Consider the following 15,555-nt stretch of genomic DNA (forward strand, 5'->3'; position numbering starts at 1 on the left):
GAGAGCGCCGATCACCCGCGTGGTTGGTGACACGGGGACGGTGCGGGCTTGGCGGCCGGGCGAGGAAATCGAGGCCACCGCAGCAGGACCCACGCAGTGCCGACTCCGAATAACCCGCCGATCAGCCAGCCCCCCACCACGTCCGTCACGTAGTGGGCTCCGACATAGACGCGCGCGAACCCGACCACGAACACCGCCGGCCAACTGATCCAGCCGGATCGCGGATAGAGGAGCTGCAGAAAGGCCGCGGCGGCCGCCGTGTTGACGGCATGGTTGGAGGGGAATCCGAACGTCCCGCCGCAGCCGACCAGTTCACGGATGCCGGGCAGCGTTTCGCAGGGACGCGGCCGCTGCGCGAGATGTTTCAGTTGCGCGCCGACGGCGTCCACCAACCCGATGGCCCCGGCCAACACGGGAGCGGCCACGAGCGCTTCCCGCCAGCTCAGCCAGAGCCAATAGATTCCCAGGAGAATCCCGGGCAACCAGAGCAGCCCAGGTCTTGCCAATTCCACCATTACCCAGTCGACACCGGGCGACCGGCCGGCTAGTCCATTGATGGCGAGGAAGAGCTGTTCGTCCCAGTTCATCAGAAGATGGTCTGTTCGGTCTATCTGGTCTGTCTCGTTTGTCTGGTTGGTCGAAGCTGCCCGCTATTCGCTATTAGCTATCAGCTTTTCGTTCATCGCGTGCGAAAATGGATGCGGACCGTGAGCTCTCCGTCGACCGGCTCATCCCCTTTCATCTGCGGATCGAACGTCCACTTGTTGAGGGCGGCGATCCCCGCGATCGTCAACTCCCGATGTCTGGCCGGCTCCAGCACGACGACCGTTACCCTGGCGTCTTTGGAGACCAGCATGCGAGCCTTCATCCAGTCGTCCAGCTCTTTCCCTTCCAGCGACGGCGGAATGGCGGGCCAGGGGGTGGATTTCGGCACCGGTCCCAGTTGCTGGTCCTTGTTGAGCGGGAGCCCATGCACATGGACTTCCGGCAGCACCACGACGTCCTCGTCGTGATCGGATTGATGCGTGGCGCGATCGCCTTCGGCGGCCGGACTATTTCCTGCCAGAAGAACGATCGGAATAACGAGTCCGGCTACCGCTGCAAAAGACCCGGCGAGCACGGAATGGCGCTCGGCTCTTCCGACTCGAGTGTTCAACGCTTCACGTTTCACGCTTCACGCCTCACGGCTGTTAAAAGAACCACTGCCCTCTGAAGAAAAACGACCGCGGCATGCCGGCGTGCGCGACGCCGAGACCGATGCTTCCCTCGCCCTGGTTGATGAAATATTTCTGATCCAGCAGATTAATCACATCGAACCCGATCAGGAACTTCTGCCGATCCCAGGGCAACGGAATGACGTGAGAAATGGAGACATTGTAAACCGTGTAGGACGGGCTGTGCGAAGAATTCGTCTTGGCTTCCTCGTCGGCCGCCGTGCGAAGACCCGACCCGTAGAGCATCTGGCCGCTGATCGTCGTCCGCTCCAGAAACTTATAACTCACCACGGCCGAACTTGTCAGCAATTGCATGTGATCGCAAAACACGCCGCCCGGCGAGTTGACGTCGTCGATCTCCTTCTGTTCCAGCAGGAAATGGCCGGACTGGAGGCCGTAGCCCTTGCATTGGCCCCAGGCCACGTTCCCGCGCGCGGCCAGGTTGTCCGTCACCTGGACTTTCAGGGCGCCGTCGACCCCCCGCTGCCATCCCCGTTCGAAGGCGAAGAAATTCAGGAGCGGCGTGGTGCCGAACTGGCCGGCATCCGATTGGTACCGGTTGAGCTTGTAATAGCCCGTCAGTTCCAGCGTGGCCCATGATGTCAGTGCGTGATAGCTCCCCACTTCGAAGTAGTGGGATCGCTCGGCCCTGACCGTGTTGTTGGTCAGATTCTCGGGCCCCGCCGTCGTGCCGATGGTGTTGAGCTTGGCGAACGAGATCGCCTCCAGGTTCGGCGGGGTGAACAATCTGCCGTAGAAGGCATGAAAGACGTTGGCGTTGTCGTACTTGTACGTCACGCCGACCCGCGGGCTGACCTGCCCCTCGCTCATTTGGTATTGGATCGCATCGCCGCGGACGCCGAGGTTGAACGTCCAGTGTTCGTCCGGCGTCCACTGATCCTGCAGCCAGAATTCCTGGCGGTAGCCGATCAGCCGGTTGTCGGCATCGAGCCCGAGCACGTTGCCGATCGGCTCGCCGGTTCCCGGATCGCGTTGAAAGGCGAACAGCCGCGTCTTGTTGACGGCCTGGGTGCGGTCGATCTGAAATCCCGTTTTGATGAGATGTTCTTTGCTGTGCACGTAGGTATAGTCCAGCCGCACGCCGCCCGAATAGGCCATCCGGTCTTGATCGGCCGCCGAGAACGGCTCATCAGGATCCGCGACGTGCGCCAATACGTTGAATGGATCCGTTCTGAAGATGGCGCGGGTATGGCGGAAATATCCGGCCAGGCTGAAGAAATTGCCGGCGTTGATGTCGTGCCGCCAGACCATGTGCGCGTACTGGTTGTTCTCTTTCTGATTTTCATCGATGGCCTGCGAGGCGACCGGATTGAACGCCGGGTTCTGCGCTTGCAGCAACGCCAGGACGTCCGGGTTGACCGCCAGTCCGGGCGTGGTGGGAATCTGATACTTGGCCACCGAATTCAGGAACAGCCAAGTGAAGTTGTTGCGATTGTCGTGTTGATAGTCGCCGCGGAGGTACGTCTGGTTGCGCTCGCTCTGCCCGTGAAAGATCGAATGCCCCAGCGTGGGCGGCTCGATCCCGCGATTGGTGGACGTAAAGCTGTTCAGCACGTAGTAGCGGAACTTTTCGCCAACCGTGCCGCCGTATTCGAACGAGGGGTTGAGCGTTTCGTTCGATCCGCCGAACATCTGGAGCGAGCCGAAGCCGGGCCTGGTCCCGCTCTTGCTGGTGATATCGACGACCGCCGTGGTTCTCCACCCGTACTGAGCCTCCATACCGCCCAGGAGGATGTCGGCCCGTTCCCAGGCACGAGGCGTGATCACGTCCGTGAAGGCGGACGTCACCGTGTCCGGAATCGGCACACCGTCGATGCGGAACTGTAAGTTGGCGTGGTCCTGCCGAATGTGCAACTGTTTCAGCGCGCCGTAGGCCGCGCTCGGAATGGTCAGCAGCACATCGTGCAGCTCGTTGTTGTTTCCGCGCGGCAACGCTTCGATGTCTTTCCGGCTCACCGAGTAGGTCTCGCTCGACGCCTTGTACTGAATGGGAGGCAGCGGCGACACCACTTCCAGCGCGATTTCCTGCGTGAGGGCCAGGGTCAACCGCATCGGCGGCGGCGGTTCCGTCCCGATCTTCACGATCACATACTCGCTCCGATACGTTTCCTGCACGGCGCTGACCGAATACGTGCCCTCCTGCGGCACCGTCACCGAAAACTCCCCCGCGTCGTCGGTGACGGCGGTCGCGACCGGATTTCCCTCCTGATCCTTGACTTGCACGATGGCTTGGGGAATGCGCCGCAGGTCTTGATTTTGGACGAATCCTCGAACGACCCTCCGACCACTCTCCTCCGCTGCGGAGGCCGAGCTCATCTCCCATCCGGATACGGCGTAGAAACCCAATAAGACGAATGACATCGCGCGGGCGAACCAATAGAAACGGCTCATGGTTTCTTCCTCCACCGGCAAAAATTGAATGAAGACGACGGCGCAAGCCCGCGCGTCTCGCGGTTGCGCCTTGCCCGATCGGCTGGAGCGAAATCTAGCGGAGCGGAGGCGCGCGCGAGGGACCGGCGGAGGAGAGATCGATGGACAGAAGAACGGATTCGGCCGGGAATTCCTGTTGCCCGACTCTCTCGGCAACGGCGGGCTTGGGAGGATCAAAGTCAAGTGATCCGGCCGTCTGGTGTTGCACCCACTGGCAGAGGTCCGTATCGGAGTGCTCATGCCCGTCCGCATCGGCGGCGGCCAGCTCGTGGTGGACGTCCAATGCGACGGCGAACGGCGCCAGGACCAGGAGCATCAGGCTCACGGTCAAGGCCACGGTGACACGTGCTCTGCGACGGACAGTACGTTGTGTCGGGATGGTCTTCATCACCAGGCGATCTTTTAACAGAGGGCGCCGATCAGCGCAAGGCGCGTGATTCCGCTTCCTTTGCGTCCTTTGGACCACAATCCCGACCATGGGCATGTCCGCAACCCACGATCCTCAATCCTCCGCCGAACATGTTCTTCAGCGTCGCCGGCGGCGCGCAAGAGCCGTGCGCCGGCCCAGCCTCGGCGGCTTCGCAGGCGAACGTCCCGGCACCGGCACTGAACGACGACAAGATCCGTGTCATCGCCGTGCCACAGACTCGGCACCGTGTTACCGGCGGTTCATTCATCGTCTGCCGGAAGGCAAACCGTTGGGGACAATCCTTCGGCCCAAGACACTGCTCGGCCTGATATTCATAGATCGGCATGGCCCCTCCTGGCGATCCTCAGAGAACTTCGGTCCGTCTATCTGCGCGGGAGCAAGGCGATCGCCGTTATTCCGCCGACCTTCCATCGTGCATGGCGCGGCACCGCCCGCAGGCCGGGCATCAGATCGGCCAAGACGATTGAAAGCCGGCCGCGGTGAAGGCCGGCGTGACCGAGACCCCGCTTCAGAGATGCTGTCATTCATTTATTTCTTCCAAACCCTCCTGATGGCTCAGCGCATCATGGATGACGCCGACCCAGTGCCTGGCTTCCGACAGTCTGGCCGCCCAGCGCACGTGGCCCGCTTCGTCTCCCGCCTCGGCCAATAGGTGACAGACGGCGTCGGCCAGGGCCGCCGCCTCGGCCGCGTGCGCCAGCCGAGCCAGCGACAGCTCCGAGGATTGGGTCAATTCCCACGCCCGCTGATACAGCACCAGCAACGGAAGGATTGAGGCCGTCTTGGGAATGACCATGCCTTCCGCTTCCACACGCCGTTCAGCCGCGCGCCGGGGTTCACGGTCGGCCGTCGGTTGTTCCGTATCGTCCTGATCCGCGCTCACACCCCCACCTCGTGATTGAACAGTTCGATCACCCGCGTCTTCACCAGCCCTCGCTCGCCGAAAGAGATCCGTCGGCGCAACGGGAGCCAGAGTCCTCGCAGGTCCGCATACTCGTTCACGTAGCTTTCCATCCCGATGACCGAGCGGCCGTCCAGGGTGAAATAGGTCATGACGTAATGGCTGGAGTACTGCCTGCCGTCCGGCGCCGCGTCGTACCGCTCGATGGTATTCACGCGCCGTTCGATCATCGGAGCGATGCGACCGATCTGGGTGTATTGCCGGTCCTTGATGCGATACCACGAGTCCAACCGACCGCCGGTCAGCAACACGCGACGGCCGCGGGGATGGAACCGGGCCGGATCTTCGTCCGGATCGAACGAGAACACGTACTTCCCGTCGCCCTCTTCGAACGGCAGGTGGGCCAGGTGCATACCTTGGGTCCAGAGCCGCTCGCGCACCCATTCGCGGAGCGCGGGGTCCGCGCCCGGCAGTTCCACGGTCGTCTCTTTCCGCGGAATCACGCAGACCTCGCCCTTGAACACCTCCCCCTCGTCATTGACGAGCACATCCGCCCGGTACCCGCCGAACCCGGCCGGCCATTTGTACATCCGGCTATGGGCTTCCCGAACCAAGCCCCGCGCAACGGGATCGTCGCTCGACTTCGCGCCTTCCTCCGCGGCGGACTTCGTCGTCCCGCTCATGAGTGTCGCCCCTCCTTCTCGTGGTCGTGGTGATCGCGCTCCTTGGCCAGGTCCTCCACATCGCGGCGCCGGACCTCGCCGGCCGATTTATGGATCTTGTACTGTCTCACTTGTCCGGGCCCTTCGAGAACGGCGATCACGGTTTCGATCGGCGGGCAGCCGGGCTCGCGACATTCCAATTCCGTCACCATGACCGTCGTCTCGTCGCTCAGGCCCCACCTCGCACGAGCCCAGGACTTGATTCGGTCGGCCTGGTCGGGATCGATCGCGCGCCGCCCGCCGAACAGATTCATCGTCAGTCTCCCAGCCCTTCGACGAACAACAGAGACACGGCTCCGTCGTCGGCGCCGGTCGCCACCCGCGTCCCCGTGGAACTCCAGGCGACGCAGGACAACCCGCCCGTTGTGTTGATCTCCTCGATCACCATCGGTTTCGTCGTCCGCGGTTCCCAGAGGCACAGGAAGCCGTCTTCGCCCGCCGTGGCGACCAGGGAATGAGAAGGGTGACAGGCGATCTCGCGGATCCATCCCAGATGCCCCTTGAACAGCCGCCCGCCGGTTCCCTCGAATTTCTTCATGTTCCAGGACATCAACGCCGGACCCGACGCGGTGAACAGATTCATCCCGTCATGGTCGAATCGCACGCACGTCACCTTCATCGGATACCCGGACATGTGCCAGTTCTGTTCGTTCTCCGTCCGGAACAGGTGAACCGATCCATCGAGATTGCCGGAAGCCAGGAACCCGCCGCCGGGACTCACGGCGATGGACAGCAGCGCGCCGTCGTAGGGGAACGACCGAACCGGTTTATCTTCCCCGATCGTCCACAGCCATGCGCCGCCGTAACAGGCCGTGATCACCCCGCCGCCTCGCGGCATCCATGCCAGGGCCGAGATCGTCGTCTGATGGGCCAGCACTTCCCCGGCCGGCTGCGGCGCATCGTCGCCGCGCGTCGTCCACACGCGCAACGTCTTCCCTCCGGAAGCCGCGAGCCACACGCCGTCCGGCGACCAGGCCAGATGGTCAACCCAGGAGCTCGGCGGCCCGACGGGAAGAACCGCCCGCTCCTCTCCCATGTCCGTCATCCACATCCTGACCACCCCGTCCTGTCCGCCGGTCGCCAACGCGTGTCGCACGGGATGCCACGCCAACGCGAGCGCCGATTCCCGGTGCCCCGTCGGCTGACAGACCGGTGTCAACGACGGCACGTCCCACACCGCCACTTCCCCGGAAGCCGAACAGGCCGCGAGCCGGCGGCCGTCCGCCGAAAAGGCAACGCGGTGAACGTAGTCGGCGAGTCGAACCGACCCGCCCGGCCTCAACCTCACCACCGCCTGTCGCTTGGCTAGACGAGGCATGCCCGAAACCCCTTCGTCAGCGCGTCGCGATCGAGGTCCTTGCCGATGAAGACCAACTGATTGGTGCGCGCCTCGCCGGGCTTCCATGCCCGATCGGCCTTCCCGTCGAACAGCATATGGACGCCCTGAAACACGAACCGATGGTCTCGGCCTTTGACGTTCAGAATGCCTTTCATCCGATAGATATTCGTCCCCATGGTGGAGAGGATTCCCCGGAACCAGTCGTTGACCTTGCGTTCATCGACCAATCCCTCTTCGACGAGGGCGACAGAAAAGACGCTGGGGTCGTGTTGATGGGCCTCTTCGCCCAAGAAGTTCGGATCGATCTCCAGCTTGCGGCTGAGATCGAAGGCGCCGATGTTCAGCAGCCGGTTGATTTCGACCTGGGCGTCTCTGGTCCGATGAATCTTCGCCATCACATTGATCGCCCGGATGCGCGCCTCCAATTTGTCCACCTCGGCCGGCGGGACGAGGTCGATCTTGTTCAAGAGGATCACATCGGCAAAGGCGATTTGCTCCTTCGCCTCCGGGCTCGTCTCGAGATGCTCCCGAATGTGTTTCGAATCCACCACTGTGATGATTCCGTCCAACACGAGCCGGCGCCGCATCTCGTCGTCGACAAAAAACGTCTGGGCGACGGGAGCCGGGTCGGCCAGTCCGGTCGTTTCGATCATCAGATAATCGAACCGGTCTTTGCGCTTGAGCAACGTGCCGATGATGCGGATCAAATCGCCCCGCACCGTGCAGCAGATGCACCCGTTGTTCATCTCGAAGATTTCTTCGTCGGCCCCGATCACGAGCTGGTTGTCGATCCCGACCTCGCCGAATTCGTTGACGACGACGGCGATCCGCTTGCCGTGCTCCGTGGTCAGAATGCGATTGAGCAGGGTCGTTTTTCCCGCGCCGAGAAAGCCCGTCAACACGGTGACGGGGACCGGCGCCATGACACCCGCAGCCATAACGCGCCTCTCTCTTCGACCGGACACGCGACCGCCGCAGGCCCACCGACACCCGACGGGATCGGGACTCGCCGGCCGCGTCGCGCCGATCGGACAGTCAATGGATCGGCCGATGGTCGATCCGTCCGCGCGCAACGCCGGACGGAACGAACGACGGCGTACAGGCTAGGAGAGAAGAGAAGGCGGACCGCGGACGGGGTCTTGCACGCGATCAACGGAGAGGAGAAACTCGCGGAGATGAGGCGTGCGGGTAAGCGCGACGACGTGCAGGACGGCGGACGGAGCGGCAGCGTGGACTCCTGCGCCCGCCGCATGGTCCAGCCAGGCGCAGAAATCTCGATCCGAATGTCCATGAGACGACCCGGCGGCAAAGGCGTGATCCAGCAGCAGAGGCTGAAGCGCCAGAACCAGCAGGACATAGGCCGCGGCGAGCAACCAGCGACAGGACTGAGCGCCCATACGGGTCAGCGGCATTCCGGGCACCATCCGAAAAATTCCAGGGCGTGGCTTTCGACGACGAATCTGGTCCGCCGTTCGACCACCTCGGTCAACTTTTTCAACGGGCACAGCATCAAGTCGGCGATACGGCCGCATCCCCGGCATCGAATGTGATGATGGTGCTGCCGGCCGTGACGCACCTCGTACCGCATCTGCCCTTCGTGGAACCCGACCGGGTCGATCAATCCAAGCTCCTGGAGCATGGCCAGATTCCGATAGACGGTGACGAGGTCCACTGTTCGATGCGCCCGCTTCAGGCGCTCATGCACCTCCGCCGCGGTGATCGGTAAGGCGCTCTCCAGAAGAATCTCCAACATCGCCTTCCTGGGCTTGGTGAGTTTCTTGCCGACCGCTTTGAGACTGCGGAGCATCGACGCGTTCATAGCACGGAATCCAATTGCAAGTGACTTGCATTTACCACGGCGGCGCCGACGTTGTCAACGCCGTTTTTTTCCATCCGGCCCGGCTCGATGCAGCCTCGCCACGGAAACGAGGCTCGTGCTAAGATCGGCCGCCATGCTGATCGACACACACACGCATCTGGATGATGCCCGGTACGACGCCGACCGCGAGGCGGTGCTCACCCGGGCGCGAGAGGCCGGGGTCGGCGCCTTCGTCACGATCGGGTGCGACCTGGCCACCAGCCGCGCGGCGGTCGCGCTGGCGGAGCGGTACCCGTTCGTGTACGCCACGATCGGCGTCCATCCGCACGAAGTCAAACACATCGGGGACGGGTGGTACGACGAACTGAGGCGGCTCGCCCGGCATCCCAAAGTCGTGGCCTACGGGGAGATCGGTTTGGATTACCACTACAACCACTCGTCGCCCAAAGAGCAGCGCTCTCGGTTCCGCGAACAGATCGGGCTGGCCCGCGAGTTGAAGCTCCCCCTCGTCGTTCATACGCGGGAGGCGCAGGAAGACACGATCGCGATTCTCAAAGAGGAACACGCCTCGGAAGTGGGCGGGGTGTTTCACTGTTTCTCGGGAGATGCGTGGCTGGCGAAGGATGCGTTGGATCTCGGTTTCTACCTGTCTTTTTCGGGAATTATCACATTCCAGAACGCGACCATGTTGCGCGACATCGCGAAAACCGTCCCGCCCGATCGACTGCTGATCGAAACCGATTGCCCCTACCTCGCGCCGGTCCCCCACCGCGGCAAACGCAACGAGCCGGCCTATGTCGCCTTGGTTGCGAAAACGTTGGCCGAGATCAGATCTGCGCCCGAGGCCGCGACAGGGGAGATCGGCCGGATCACGGCGGAGAACGCCCGCCGGCTGTTCAGAATTTCCTGAGCCGGCGGTTTCTGCGACGAAGCGCTTTGGGAAGTTTATGCGGGTTGCCCTTCTTGTCCGGGTTGCGCCTCGGCGGGTCCTCTTCCTCGACCACCCGCCCCTTCAACGCCGGGCCGGCGGGCGATGCGACCGGAGCGGAGAGTTTGGCGGCAAATTCGGCGGCGCCGATCACGAACGCGCCGTGCGCTCTCGCAAAATCCGCCACCTCCCGGTCCGACGACACCACCGCGCAGTCCCGACCGTATGCTTGCGCGAGCCGCTGGATGACTTGATCGGCCCGCTCGCCGCGCCGCGAATAAATCACTTCGACGCCCGAACGGTGCTCGTGGCGCTCGACGCCCAGGCCCTCCCGCCACCCGTCGAAGACCACGGTGATCGCATGCCCTTTGCGTTGACGATAGCCGGCCAAATCGCGCAGCAACTGCTCGCGCGCGAACTCGCTTGGAGGCCTGCCGGAGGACGGACCGGCCGACCGAACGCCGAGCACATTGTAGCCGTCGAGGATCAGATGCATCGCCATGAGCGAGCGGCACCCTAGCGGACTACGGGAAAGCCTGTCAACCTCGGCGGCGTCCTGTGGAAAGCTGTGAATTTCCTGTGATTCCCCTTGACAATACCGGGCACATCTGAGAAAAGTTTTTCATCCGATTCACCGCGAGAACCGTGAGACGGAGTCCTTCGTGACCAAGCGGCGTCGGGCCGTTGCGTGTGTTTTCCTTGCCCTGCTCTTCGCAGCCGGCGCACCGCTCCCTCCGTCTCCGTCCGCCGCTCCGCCCCGGGTCACAACGCTGCCGCCGCATTATACGGATTCCCTGGTCGTTCATCCGGTTGCCAAGTCCAGGAAAAAGTCTTCGGCCGTGACGCCGGCGGTGATCCGGGATTTGCGGGTCGCCACGTATCCGGACTGGACCAGGCTCGTCCTGGATCTCGAACGCCGCGTGCAGTTCACCGAAAACCGGCGGAACAATCCCGACCGGGTCATCATCGAGCTGAAAAACGCGAAACTGGGGAAAGCCGCCAAAGGGAAACTCTCGGGCGGAACGCTCCCCGAAGCCGTCACGATCACCCAGAGAACCCCCCGGTCCGTCGCCGTCTCGCTGAAGGCGAAACGTATCAGCGACTATAAAATCCTGCCGCTGTCGAACCCCGACCGGCTGGTGGTCGACATCGTGCCCCGCTCCGGATCCGAGAGCATGGTCAAAACCGGAGCCCAGCCGGCCCCCAACGGCAATGAAGAACCGCAGCCGCGCGTCCAGCCGGTTCCCCGACAAACAATCAAAACGATCGTCATCGATCCGGGTCACGGCGGCAAGGATCCGGGCGCGCGCGGCGCGCACGGGACGGAAGAGAAAGACATCACTTTGAAAGTCGCGCTGTTGCTCCGCGATCTCCTCAGCAAGGAACCCGACACCCGGGTGCTGATGACGCGGGACCGCGACATGTTCATCGAACTGGAGGATCGGGCCAAGTTCGCCAACAGCAACAACGCCGACCTGTTCGTCTCGATCCACGTGAATTCGCATCCGCAGAAAGGGATCAAGGGCATCGAGATCTATCACTTCGGCGAAGCCAAGGATCAGCGCGCGCTCGAAGTGGCGGCGCGGGAAAACGGCACGCCGTTGAGCAGCACGGGCGTCGGCTGGGAATACCTCGTCGCCGACCTCCTCACGACGAAGAAAATCGAGGACTCGTTGGAGTTGGCCTGGACGACCAAGCAGGCGATGGTCACGCGTCTGAACGGCCATTACAACACGGTCGATCACGGGGTCAAGACGGCTCCGTTCTATGTCCTGCGCTTCACCACCATGCCCAGTATCCTGGCCGAAATCGCGTATATTTCCAATCCGGCCGAAGAGCAACTCCTGAAGAGCGCGTCGTTTTTGGCGCGCGTCGCGGAAGCCCTGTTCGATGGCGTCAAAACGTTTGCCAGTCCGAACCGTCTCTCCTCAAAGTAACGAGCCGCGCCCGACCGCCTCTCGTCATGCCCACCCTGAAGGTCACCTTGGAATATGACGGCACCCGCTACGCGGGGTGGCAACGTCAGCCCGACCGGCCGACGATCCAGGAAGCCGTGGAGGCGGCGCTTGCCCGGATCACTCAGGCCCAGATCCCGGTCATCGGAGCCGGCCGCACCGACGCGGGCGTCCACGCGCTCGGCCAGGTCGCCAGTTTCCGGACTGAGCGCGTGATGTCCCCCGAAGAATGGACCAGGGCCTTGAACGGAGTCCTGCCCGACGACATCAGCGTGCGACGTGTCGAAGAGGTGGACGACGGGTTCCACGCGCGCTATTCCGCGCGCGGGAAGCTCTACGAATACCGCATCCTCAACCGTCCCGAACGGTCGGCCCTGCAGCTCCAGCGAGCCTGGCACCTGCACAAACCGCTCGACGTGCCTGCGATGAAAACCGCAGCCGGCTTGCTGGTCGGCAAACACGACTTCTCGTCATTCGAGGGCGCCCTGAGCGACAACGAAAATCCCTGGTGCGATCTGCAGCGGCTTGACATCGGCCAGGAGGCGGACCTCATTCGCATCCAAGCCTATGCGGACCGTTTTCTCAAACAAATGGTGCGGACGATCGTAGGGACATTGGTCGAAGTGGGCTTCAAGAAACGCTCACCGGAGTCTCTGAAAGAGATCCTTGAAGCGCGGGACCGTTCGGCGGCCGGGAAAACGGCTCCGCCCCACGGGCTTTACCTCGTGAGGGTGGATTACTAGCTGGAGAGCGTGCCTCCTGTCTCGAGGGACCCGTCGGACGGCAAGTGCTCGGTTCCTGAGCCGAAAAGACCTCGATTGTCCACGACCAGGAGAATGCCTGTCATGCCGCTAACGGCGCCGCCGGCACGGGCTCGGGTTTTCGGCTTACCCGCGCTCCGGGTTGAACCCGGTACAGGAGGCCCGCAGCGTCCGGTGGATGCATAGGCGCGCACTTACCGCCCTTCGACCATGGATGAACATCGTGCGCGAATGGCCGACCTTTATGAACCGCCGATCCGCTGAAGTCTTGTCTGAGCCCGCAATTGATGCACTTCCATTCGTGGAGACTCACATGCGCGTCGAGATACCGTTCTTCCACCATCAACCCGGCGCACTTGGGACACTTCATCCCCTCACCACCTCCTGCTGATCTTGCCGCGAATGAATCGTGGGCTCCGAACGGCCACGACCCGTACCATTGAATAAGCTGACTTTTTGCCTGGTCAAGCCGGGAGAACGCCGGCCTACCGGCGGGAGGCCGCCCCATGCCGCATTGAACTTGCGATTATCAACAGGGCCATCGAGGCGTCACCTTTCCGGAGAGTATATGGTCAACGGGAACCCCGATGTCGAACGGCAGGACGGGAATCAGCAGAATGCGATGACCGGCTTGCTGAACGCGGAATTGTTCAAAGCGGTCATGGCGGCCTGCGTCGAACGAATCAGCCAACAAATGGGCCTCACGGCGTCCGACGTCGGCCGGGCGCTGAACGAGCTGGCGGTCCGCTATGAGACGTCCTGTCCCGTGACCAACGGATCGGTCCCCTCCGTGATGTTCCTGCATCGGTGGGCCGAAGCCTGAATCGAAGCGGTGCCTGAGCCTTCTCTCGCTTTTCGCCGGTAGTTCGCGTATCCTGCGAGCAGGCTAGGCAGGCGGAGTCGCCCTGTCGGCCGCACACCATATAGCGACGGGAAGATTGAACAGGATGATGCACCTCCGTTCCGGTGGACGCGACCTTCGCCGGGTTTTTGCTTGCGCCCTCCTCTTCCACGCTTTGCCTGCCGTCGCTCAGCAGCCGGACGACATTCTCGACCTCAGCAAACGGATGGTGCAACTCGAGCGGTCCGGACAACACGCCGAGGCGCTTCCCTTGGCGCAACGCGCGGTCGAACTGTCGGAGGAAGCTCTGGGACCGGAAGATCCTGCCGTCGCCGTCTATCTGGATCATTTGGGCACGCTTTATCACCGCTTGGGCAAGGTCGATCAAGCCGAGTCTACCTTGCAACGGGCACTGGCGATCCAGGAGAAGGCCCTGGGCCCCGACCATTTGGCTGTCGCCGCCACCCTGAACCACTTGGGCACGCTCTACAGCGCCACAGGAGAAATCCCGAGGGCCGAGCAGCTCCTCCGACGAGCGCTGGCAATCCGCGAAGGGCTTTTAGGCCCGGATCATTCCGCCGTGGCCGCCAGCTTGAACACCCTGGCCGTCGTCTTGTTCGTCGATAAGCGCTACGCGGAGGGCGAACCGCTGTTCCTGCGGGCGCTGGCGATTCAAGAACGCGGGCTCGGAGCGTCTCATCCCAGTGTGGCGACGACGCTCGAAAACTACGCGGCGCTGCTGCGCGGCGCCGGTCGCCTCGAAGACGCCGCGCAGGCGGAAACGCGCGCCCGGCGCATTCGTGAACAAGCTCAGCCTCGGCAGGCTCCCCGCCCATGACGCTGTCCTCGCGAGCGAAGGCTCCGCGCCTGAAAGCTACGGGAAAGGGCTGATGGACGAGGAGGAAGGGGACGAAAGGAAGGTCCTGTCGCAAAGGACAGGCTGACCTCGGACTAACTCTGATTCGGCGGGTTCTCGAGCTTCTTCCGCAGCTCGATCAGTTCCTGTTCGAGCGCCGCGAAGCGGTCCGCGATGGGGTCGGGAATGTTGATGTGATCCATGGTGGCGTCGGGCATCCGTTCGCCTTCCGTCTTGATGATGCGGGCGGGCACCCCGATGACCGTGGAGTTGGGCGGGACGGATTTCAGGACCACCGAGTTGGCGCCGATCTTCACGTTGTCCCCGATCCTGATCCCGCCCAGGATCTTGGCGCCGGCACCGACGACCACATGGTTTCCCAGGGTCGGATGGCGTTTTCCACGCTCCTTCCCTGTGCCGCCCAGCGTGACTCCCTGAAAGAGCGTCACGTAGTCGCCGATCTCGGCGGTTTCGCCGATGACCACGCCCATCCCATGGTCGATGAAGAAGCCGGTCCCGATCTTGGCGGCGGGGTGGATCTCGATTCCCGTCAGCCAGCGCGCGAACTGGGAAATGGCCCGCGGGACGAACGGCACCCCTTTGCTGTGCAACCAATGCGCGAACCGATAGGCAAGGATGGCATGAAAGCCCGCGTAGGTCAGGACGACTTCCAGTGTGCTGGTCGCAGCCGGATCGCGGTCGAAGACGGCTTGGAGATCTTGTTTGATCGTTTTGAACATGGCCAGAATCCCGGCTGTCAGCTGTCAGCTCTCAGCCATCGGCTATCAGCGCAAACTGATAGCTGCGGGCTGACATCTGACCGCCGACGACTCATTGATCGAGTCGTTCAATCACACACACCGCCTGGGTCGCAATGGCTTCTTCCCGGCCGACGGCGTCCAGTCCCTCGCCGCTCTTGACCTTGACGTTGACCAGATCCGGATCGACCCGGAGAACCTCGGCCATCCTTTTCTGCATCGCGGCCAGGTGCGGGCTCAACCGGGGAGCCTGCGCAATGATGACCGTGTCCAGGTTCACCAGCCGATATCCCTTTCGCTCCAGCTTGCCGATCACATCCTCCAAGAGTTTCAGGCTGGAGATGTCTTTGTAACGGGGATCGGAACTCGGGTAATGACGGCCCAAATCTCCCTCCCCCATGGCGCCTAGCAACGCATCGCAGACCGCATGAACGAGCGCATCGGAATCCGAATGCCCCTCGAGCCCTTTGGGATGCGGGATCTCAACGCCGCCTAAGATCAGCTTGCGCCCCGCCGCCAACGGATGAATGTCGTACCCGATGCCGATCCGCATGCCGAGCCTCGTTAATCGTTAACCGCT

The 15,555-nt window shown here is 62.8% G+C and carries 21 protein-coding genes; 5 read left to right on the forward strand and 16 right to left on the reverse strand.

All coding sequences use genetic code 11. From position 1 onward, the window contains the following. Window positions 1-11: 11 nt before the first annotated feature. From AB1555_17210 to AB1555_17270, 13 genes are all read right to left on the reverse strand, one after another. Window positions 12-587 (reverse strand): phosphatase PAP2 family protein, encoded by a 576-nt coding sequence (locus tag AB1555_17210; protein MEW6248426.1) that lies wholly within the window; start codon window positions 585-587, stop codon window positions 12-14. 92 nt (window positions 588-679) lie between these two features. After that, complete coding sequence (locus AB1555_17215; protein MEW6248427.1) at window positions 680-1,171, reverse strand: hypothetical protein; 492 nt, start codon at window positions 1,169-1,171, stop codon at window positions 680-682. A 19-nt stretch (window positions 1,172-1,190) separates the two neighbouring features. Continuing rightward, window positions 1,191-3,626, reverse strand: a complete 2,436-nt coding sequence (locus AB1555_17220) for a TonB-dependent receptor (GenBank protein ID MEW6248428.1) — start codon at window positions 3,624-3,626, stop codon at window positions 1,191-1,193. A 94-nt stretch (window positions 3,627-3,720) separates the two neighbouring features. Then, a complete protein-coding gene (locus AB1555_17225) occupies window positions 3,721-4,056 on the reverse strand; it encodes a hypothetical protein (protein ID MEW6248429.1) in 336 nt (111 codons plus the stop codon). Between the two features lie 28 nt (window positions 4,057-4,084). After that, a complete protein-coding gene (locus tag AB1555_17230; protein MEW6248430.1) occupies window positions 4,085-4,420 on the reverse strand; it encodes a zinc ribbon domain-containing protein in 336 nt (111 codons plus the stop codon). 37 nt (window positions 4,421-4,457) lie between these two features. Beyond that, on the reverse strand, window positions 4,458-4,619 hold the full coding sequence (locus tag AB1555_17235) for a hypothetical protein (GenBank protein MEW6248431.1): 162 nt from the start codon (window positions 4,617-4,619) through the stop codon (window positions 4,458-4,460). After that, the gene (locus tag AB1555_17240; protein ID MEW6248432.1) at window positions 4,616-4,978 is read right to left on the reverse strand and encodes a hypothetical protein; all 363 of its coding nucleotides are present in this window, start codon (window positions 4,976-4,978) and stop codon (window positions 4,616-4,618) included. The genes AB1555_17235 and AB1555_17240 overlap by 4 nt, the downstream gene beginning before the upstream one ends. Then, a complete protein-coding gene (locus tag AB1555_17245; protein MEW6248433.1) occupies window positions 4,975-5,679 on the reverse strand; it encodes a DUF3386 family protein in 705 nt (234 codons plus the stop codon). Before AB1555_17245 ends, AB1555_17240 begins: the two co-directional genes overlap by 4 nt. After that, a complete protein-coding gene (locus AB1555_17250) occupies window positions 5,676-5,972 on the reverse strand; it encodes a hypothetical protein (GenBank protein ID MEW6248434.1) in 297 nt (98 codons plus the stop codon). The genes AB1555_17245 and AB1555_17250 overlap by 4 nt, the downstream gene beginning before the upstream one ends. 2 nt (window positions 5,973-5,974) lie before the next feature. Then, entirely contained in the window at window positions 5,975-7,036 is a 1,062-nt protein-coding gene (locus AB1555_17255) for a WD40 repeat domain-containing protein (GenBank protein MEW6248435.1), read from the reverse strand. Then, window positions 7,024-7,995 (reverse strand): GTP-binding protein, encoded by a 972-nt coding sequence (locus AB1555_17260; protein ID MEW6248436.1) that lies wholly within the window; start codon window positions 7,993-7,995, stop codon window positions 7,024-7,026. The genes AB1555_17255 and AB1555_17260 overlap by 13 nt, the downstream gene beginning before the upstream one ends. Before the next feature lie 165 nt (window positions 7,996-8,160). After that, window positions 8,161-8,469, reverse strand: a complete 309-nt coding sequence (locus tag AB1555_17265) for a hypothetical protein (protein MEW6248437.1) — start codon at window positions 8,467-8,469, stop codon at window positions 8,161-8,163. After that, window positions 8,460-8,876 carry a transcriptional repressor gene (locus AB1555_17270; protein ID MEW6248438.1) on the reverse strand — a complete coding sequence of 139 codons (417 nt, stop codon included), beginning with the start codon at window positions 8,874-8,876 and terminating at the stop codon, window positions 8,460-8,462. The genes AB1555_17265 and AB1555_17270 overlap by 10 nt, the downstream gene beginning before the upstream one ends. A 115-nt stretch (window positions 8,877-8,991) precedes the next feature. Here AB1555_17270 and AB1555_17275 point away from each other — a divergent pair, with 115 nt between their 5' ends. After that, the gene (locus tag AB1555_17275) at window positions 8,992-9,786 is read left to right on the forward strand and encodes a TatD family hydrolase (GenBank protein MEW6248439.1); all 795 of its coding nucleotides are present in this window, start codon (window positions 8,992-8,994) and stop codon (window positions 9,784-9,786) included. Here AB1555_17275 and AB1555_17280 read toward each other — a convergent pair. Next, window positions 9,773-10,306, reverse strand: a complete 534-nt coding sequence (locus AB1555_17280) for an NYN domain-containing protein (GenBank protein ID MEW6248440.1) — start codon at window positions 10,304-10,306, stop codon at window positions 9,773-9,775. The genes AB1555_17275 and AB1555_17280 overlap by 14 nt on opposite strands. Before the next feature lie 160 nt (window positions 10,307-10,466). Here AB1555_17280 and AB1555_17285 point away from each other — a divergent pair, with 160 nt between their 5' ends. The 4 genes from AB1555_17285 to AB1555_17300 all read left to right on the forward strand — a co-directional run bounded on the left by AB1555_17285 (window position 10,467) and on the right by AB1555_17300 (window position 14,199). Next, entirely contained in the window at window positions 10,467-11,741 is a 1,275-nt protein-coding gene (locus AB1555_17285) for an N-acetylmuramoyl-L-alanine amidase (GenBank protein ID MEW6248441.1), read from the forward strand. A gap of 26 nt (window positions 11,742-11,767) precedes the next feature. Further along, a complete protein-coding gene (truA, locus tag AB1555_17290) occupies window positions 11,768-12,502 on the forward strand; it encodes a tRNA pseudouridine(38-40) synthase TruA (GenBank protein ID MEW6248442.1) in 735 nt (244 codons plus the stop codon). Window positions 12,503-13,088: 586 nt separating this feature from the next. Next, window positions 13,089-13,343, forward strand: coding sequence for a hypothetical protein (locus tag AB1555_17295; protein MEW6248443.1), 255 nt, complete (start codon window positions 13,089-13,091; stop codon window positions 13,341-13,343). Between the two features lie 124 nt (window positions 13,344-13,467). Then, a complete protein-coding gene (locus AB1555_17300) occupies window positions 13,468-14,199 on the forward strand; it encodes a tetratricopeptide repeat protein (GenBank protein MEW6248444.1) in 732 nt (243 codons plus the stop codon). Window positions 14,200-14,312: 113 nt separating this feature from the next. Here AB1555_17300 and cysE read toward each other — a convergent pair whose 3' ends face one another. Together cysE and ispF are read right to left on the reverse strand one after the other, a co-directional pair. Next, complete coding sequence (gene cysE / locus AB1555_17305) at window positions 14,313-14,957, reverse strand: serine O-acetyltransferase (GenBank protein MEW6248445.1); 645 nt, start codon at window positions 14,955-14,957, stop codon at window positions 14,313-14,315. A gap of 91 nt (window positions 14,958-15,048) precedes the next feature. Beyond that, window positions 15,049-15,528, reverse strand: coding sequence for a 2-C-methyl-D-erythritol 2,4-cyclodiphosphate synthase (gene ispF / locus AB1555_17310; protein ID MEW6248446.1), 480 nt, complete (start codon window positions 15,526-15,528; stop codon window positions 15,049-15,051). Between the last annotated feature and the right edge of the window lie 27 nt (window positions 15,529-15,555).

Source organism: Nitrospirota bacterium (assembly GCA_040755395.1).
GTDB lineage: Bacteria > Nitrospirota > Nitrospiria > Nitrospirales > Nitrospiraceae > DATLZU01.

Bases quoted from the DNA above. Each gene is read 5' to 3' on its own strand.
- truA (MEW6248442.1), top strand. From the start codon at position 11,768: ATGCCCACCCTGAAGGTCACCTTGGAATATGACGGCACCCGCTACGCG.
- AB1555_17210 (MEW6248426.1), bottom strand. From the start codon at position 587: ATGAACTGGGACGAACAGCTCTTCCTCGCCATCAATGGACTAGCCGGC.
- ispF (MEW6248446.1), bottom strand. From the start codon at position 15,528: ATGCGGATCGGCATCGGGTACGACATTCATCCGTTGGCGGCGGGGCGC.
- AB1555_17260 (MEW6248436.1), bottom strand. From the start codon at position 7,995: ATGGCTGCGGGTGTCATGGCGCCGGTCCCCGTCACCGTGTTGACGGGC.
- AB1555_17270 (MEW6248438.1), bottom strand. From the start codon at position 8,876: ATGAACGCGTCGATGCTCCGCAGTCTCAAAGCGGTCGGCAAGAAACTC.
- AB1555_17295 (MEW6248443.1), top strand. From the start codon at position 13,089: ATGGTCAACGGGAACCCCGATGTCGAACGGCAGGACGGGAATCAGCAG.
- cysE (MEW6248445.1), bottom strand. From the start codon at position 14,957: ATGTTCAAAACGATCAAACAAGATCTCCAAGCCGTCTTCGACCGCGAT.
- AB1555_17235 (MEW6248431.1), bottom strand. From the start codon at position 4,619: ATGACAGCATCTCTGAAGCGGGGTCTCGGTCACGCCGGCCTTCACCGC.
- AB1555_17280 (MEW6248440.1), bottom strand. From the start codon at position 10,306: ATGGCGATGCATCTGATCCTCGACGGCTACAATGTGCTCGGCGTTCGG.
- AB1555_17300 (MEW6248444.1), top strand. From the start codon at position 13,468: ATGATGCACCTCCGTTCCGGTGGACGCGACCTTCGCCGGGTTTTTGCT.
- AB1555_17250 (MEW6248434.1), bottom strand. From the start codon at position 5,972: ATGAATCTGTTCGGCGGGCGGCGCGCGATCGATCCCGACCAGGCCGAC.
- AB1555_17220 (MEW6248428.1), bottom strand. From the start codon at position 3,626: ATGAGCCGTTTCTATTGGTTCGCCCGCGCGATGTCATTCGTCTTATTG.
- AB1555_17255 (MEW6248435.1), bottom strand. From the start codon at position 7,036: ATGCCTCGTCTAGCCAAGCGACAGGCGGTGGTGAGGTTGAGGCCGGGC.
- AB1555_17265 (MEW6248437.1), bottom strand. From the start codon at position 8,469: ATGCCGCTGACCCGTATGGGCGCTCAGTCCTGTCGCTGGTTGCTCGCC.
- AB1555_17230 (MEW6248430.1), bottom strand. From the start codon at position 4,420: ATGCCGATCTATGAATATCAGGCCGAGCAGTGTCTTGGGCCGAAGGAT.
- AB1555_17245 (MEW6248433.1), bottom strand. From the start codon at position 5,679: ATGAGCGGGACGACGAAGTCCGCCGCGGAGGAAGGCGCGAAGTCGAGC.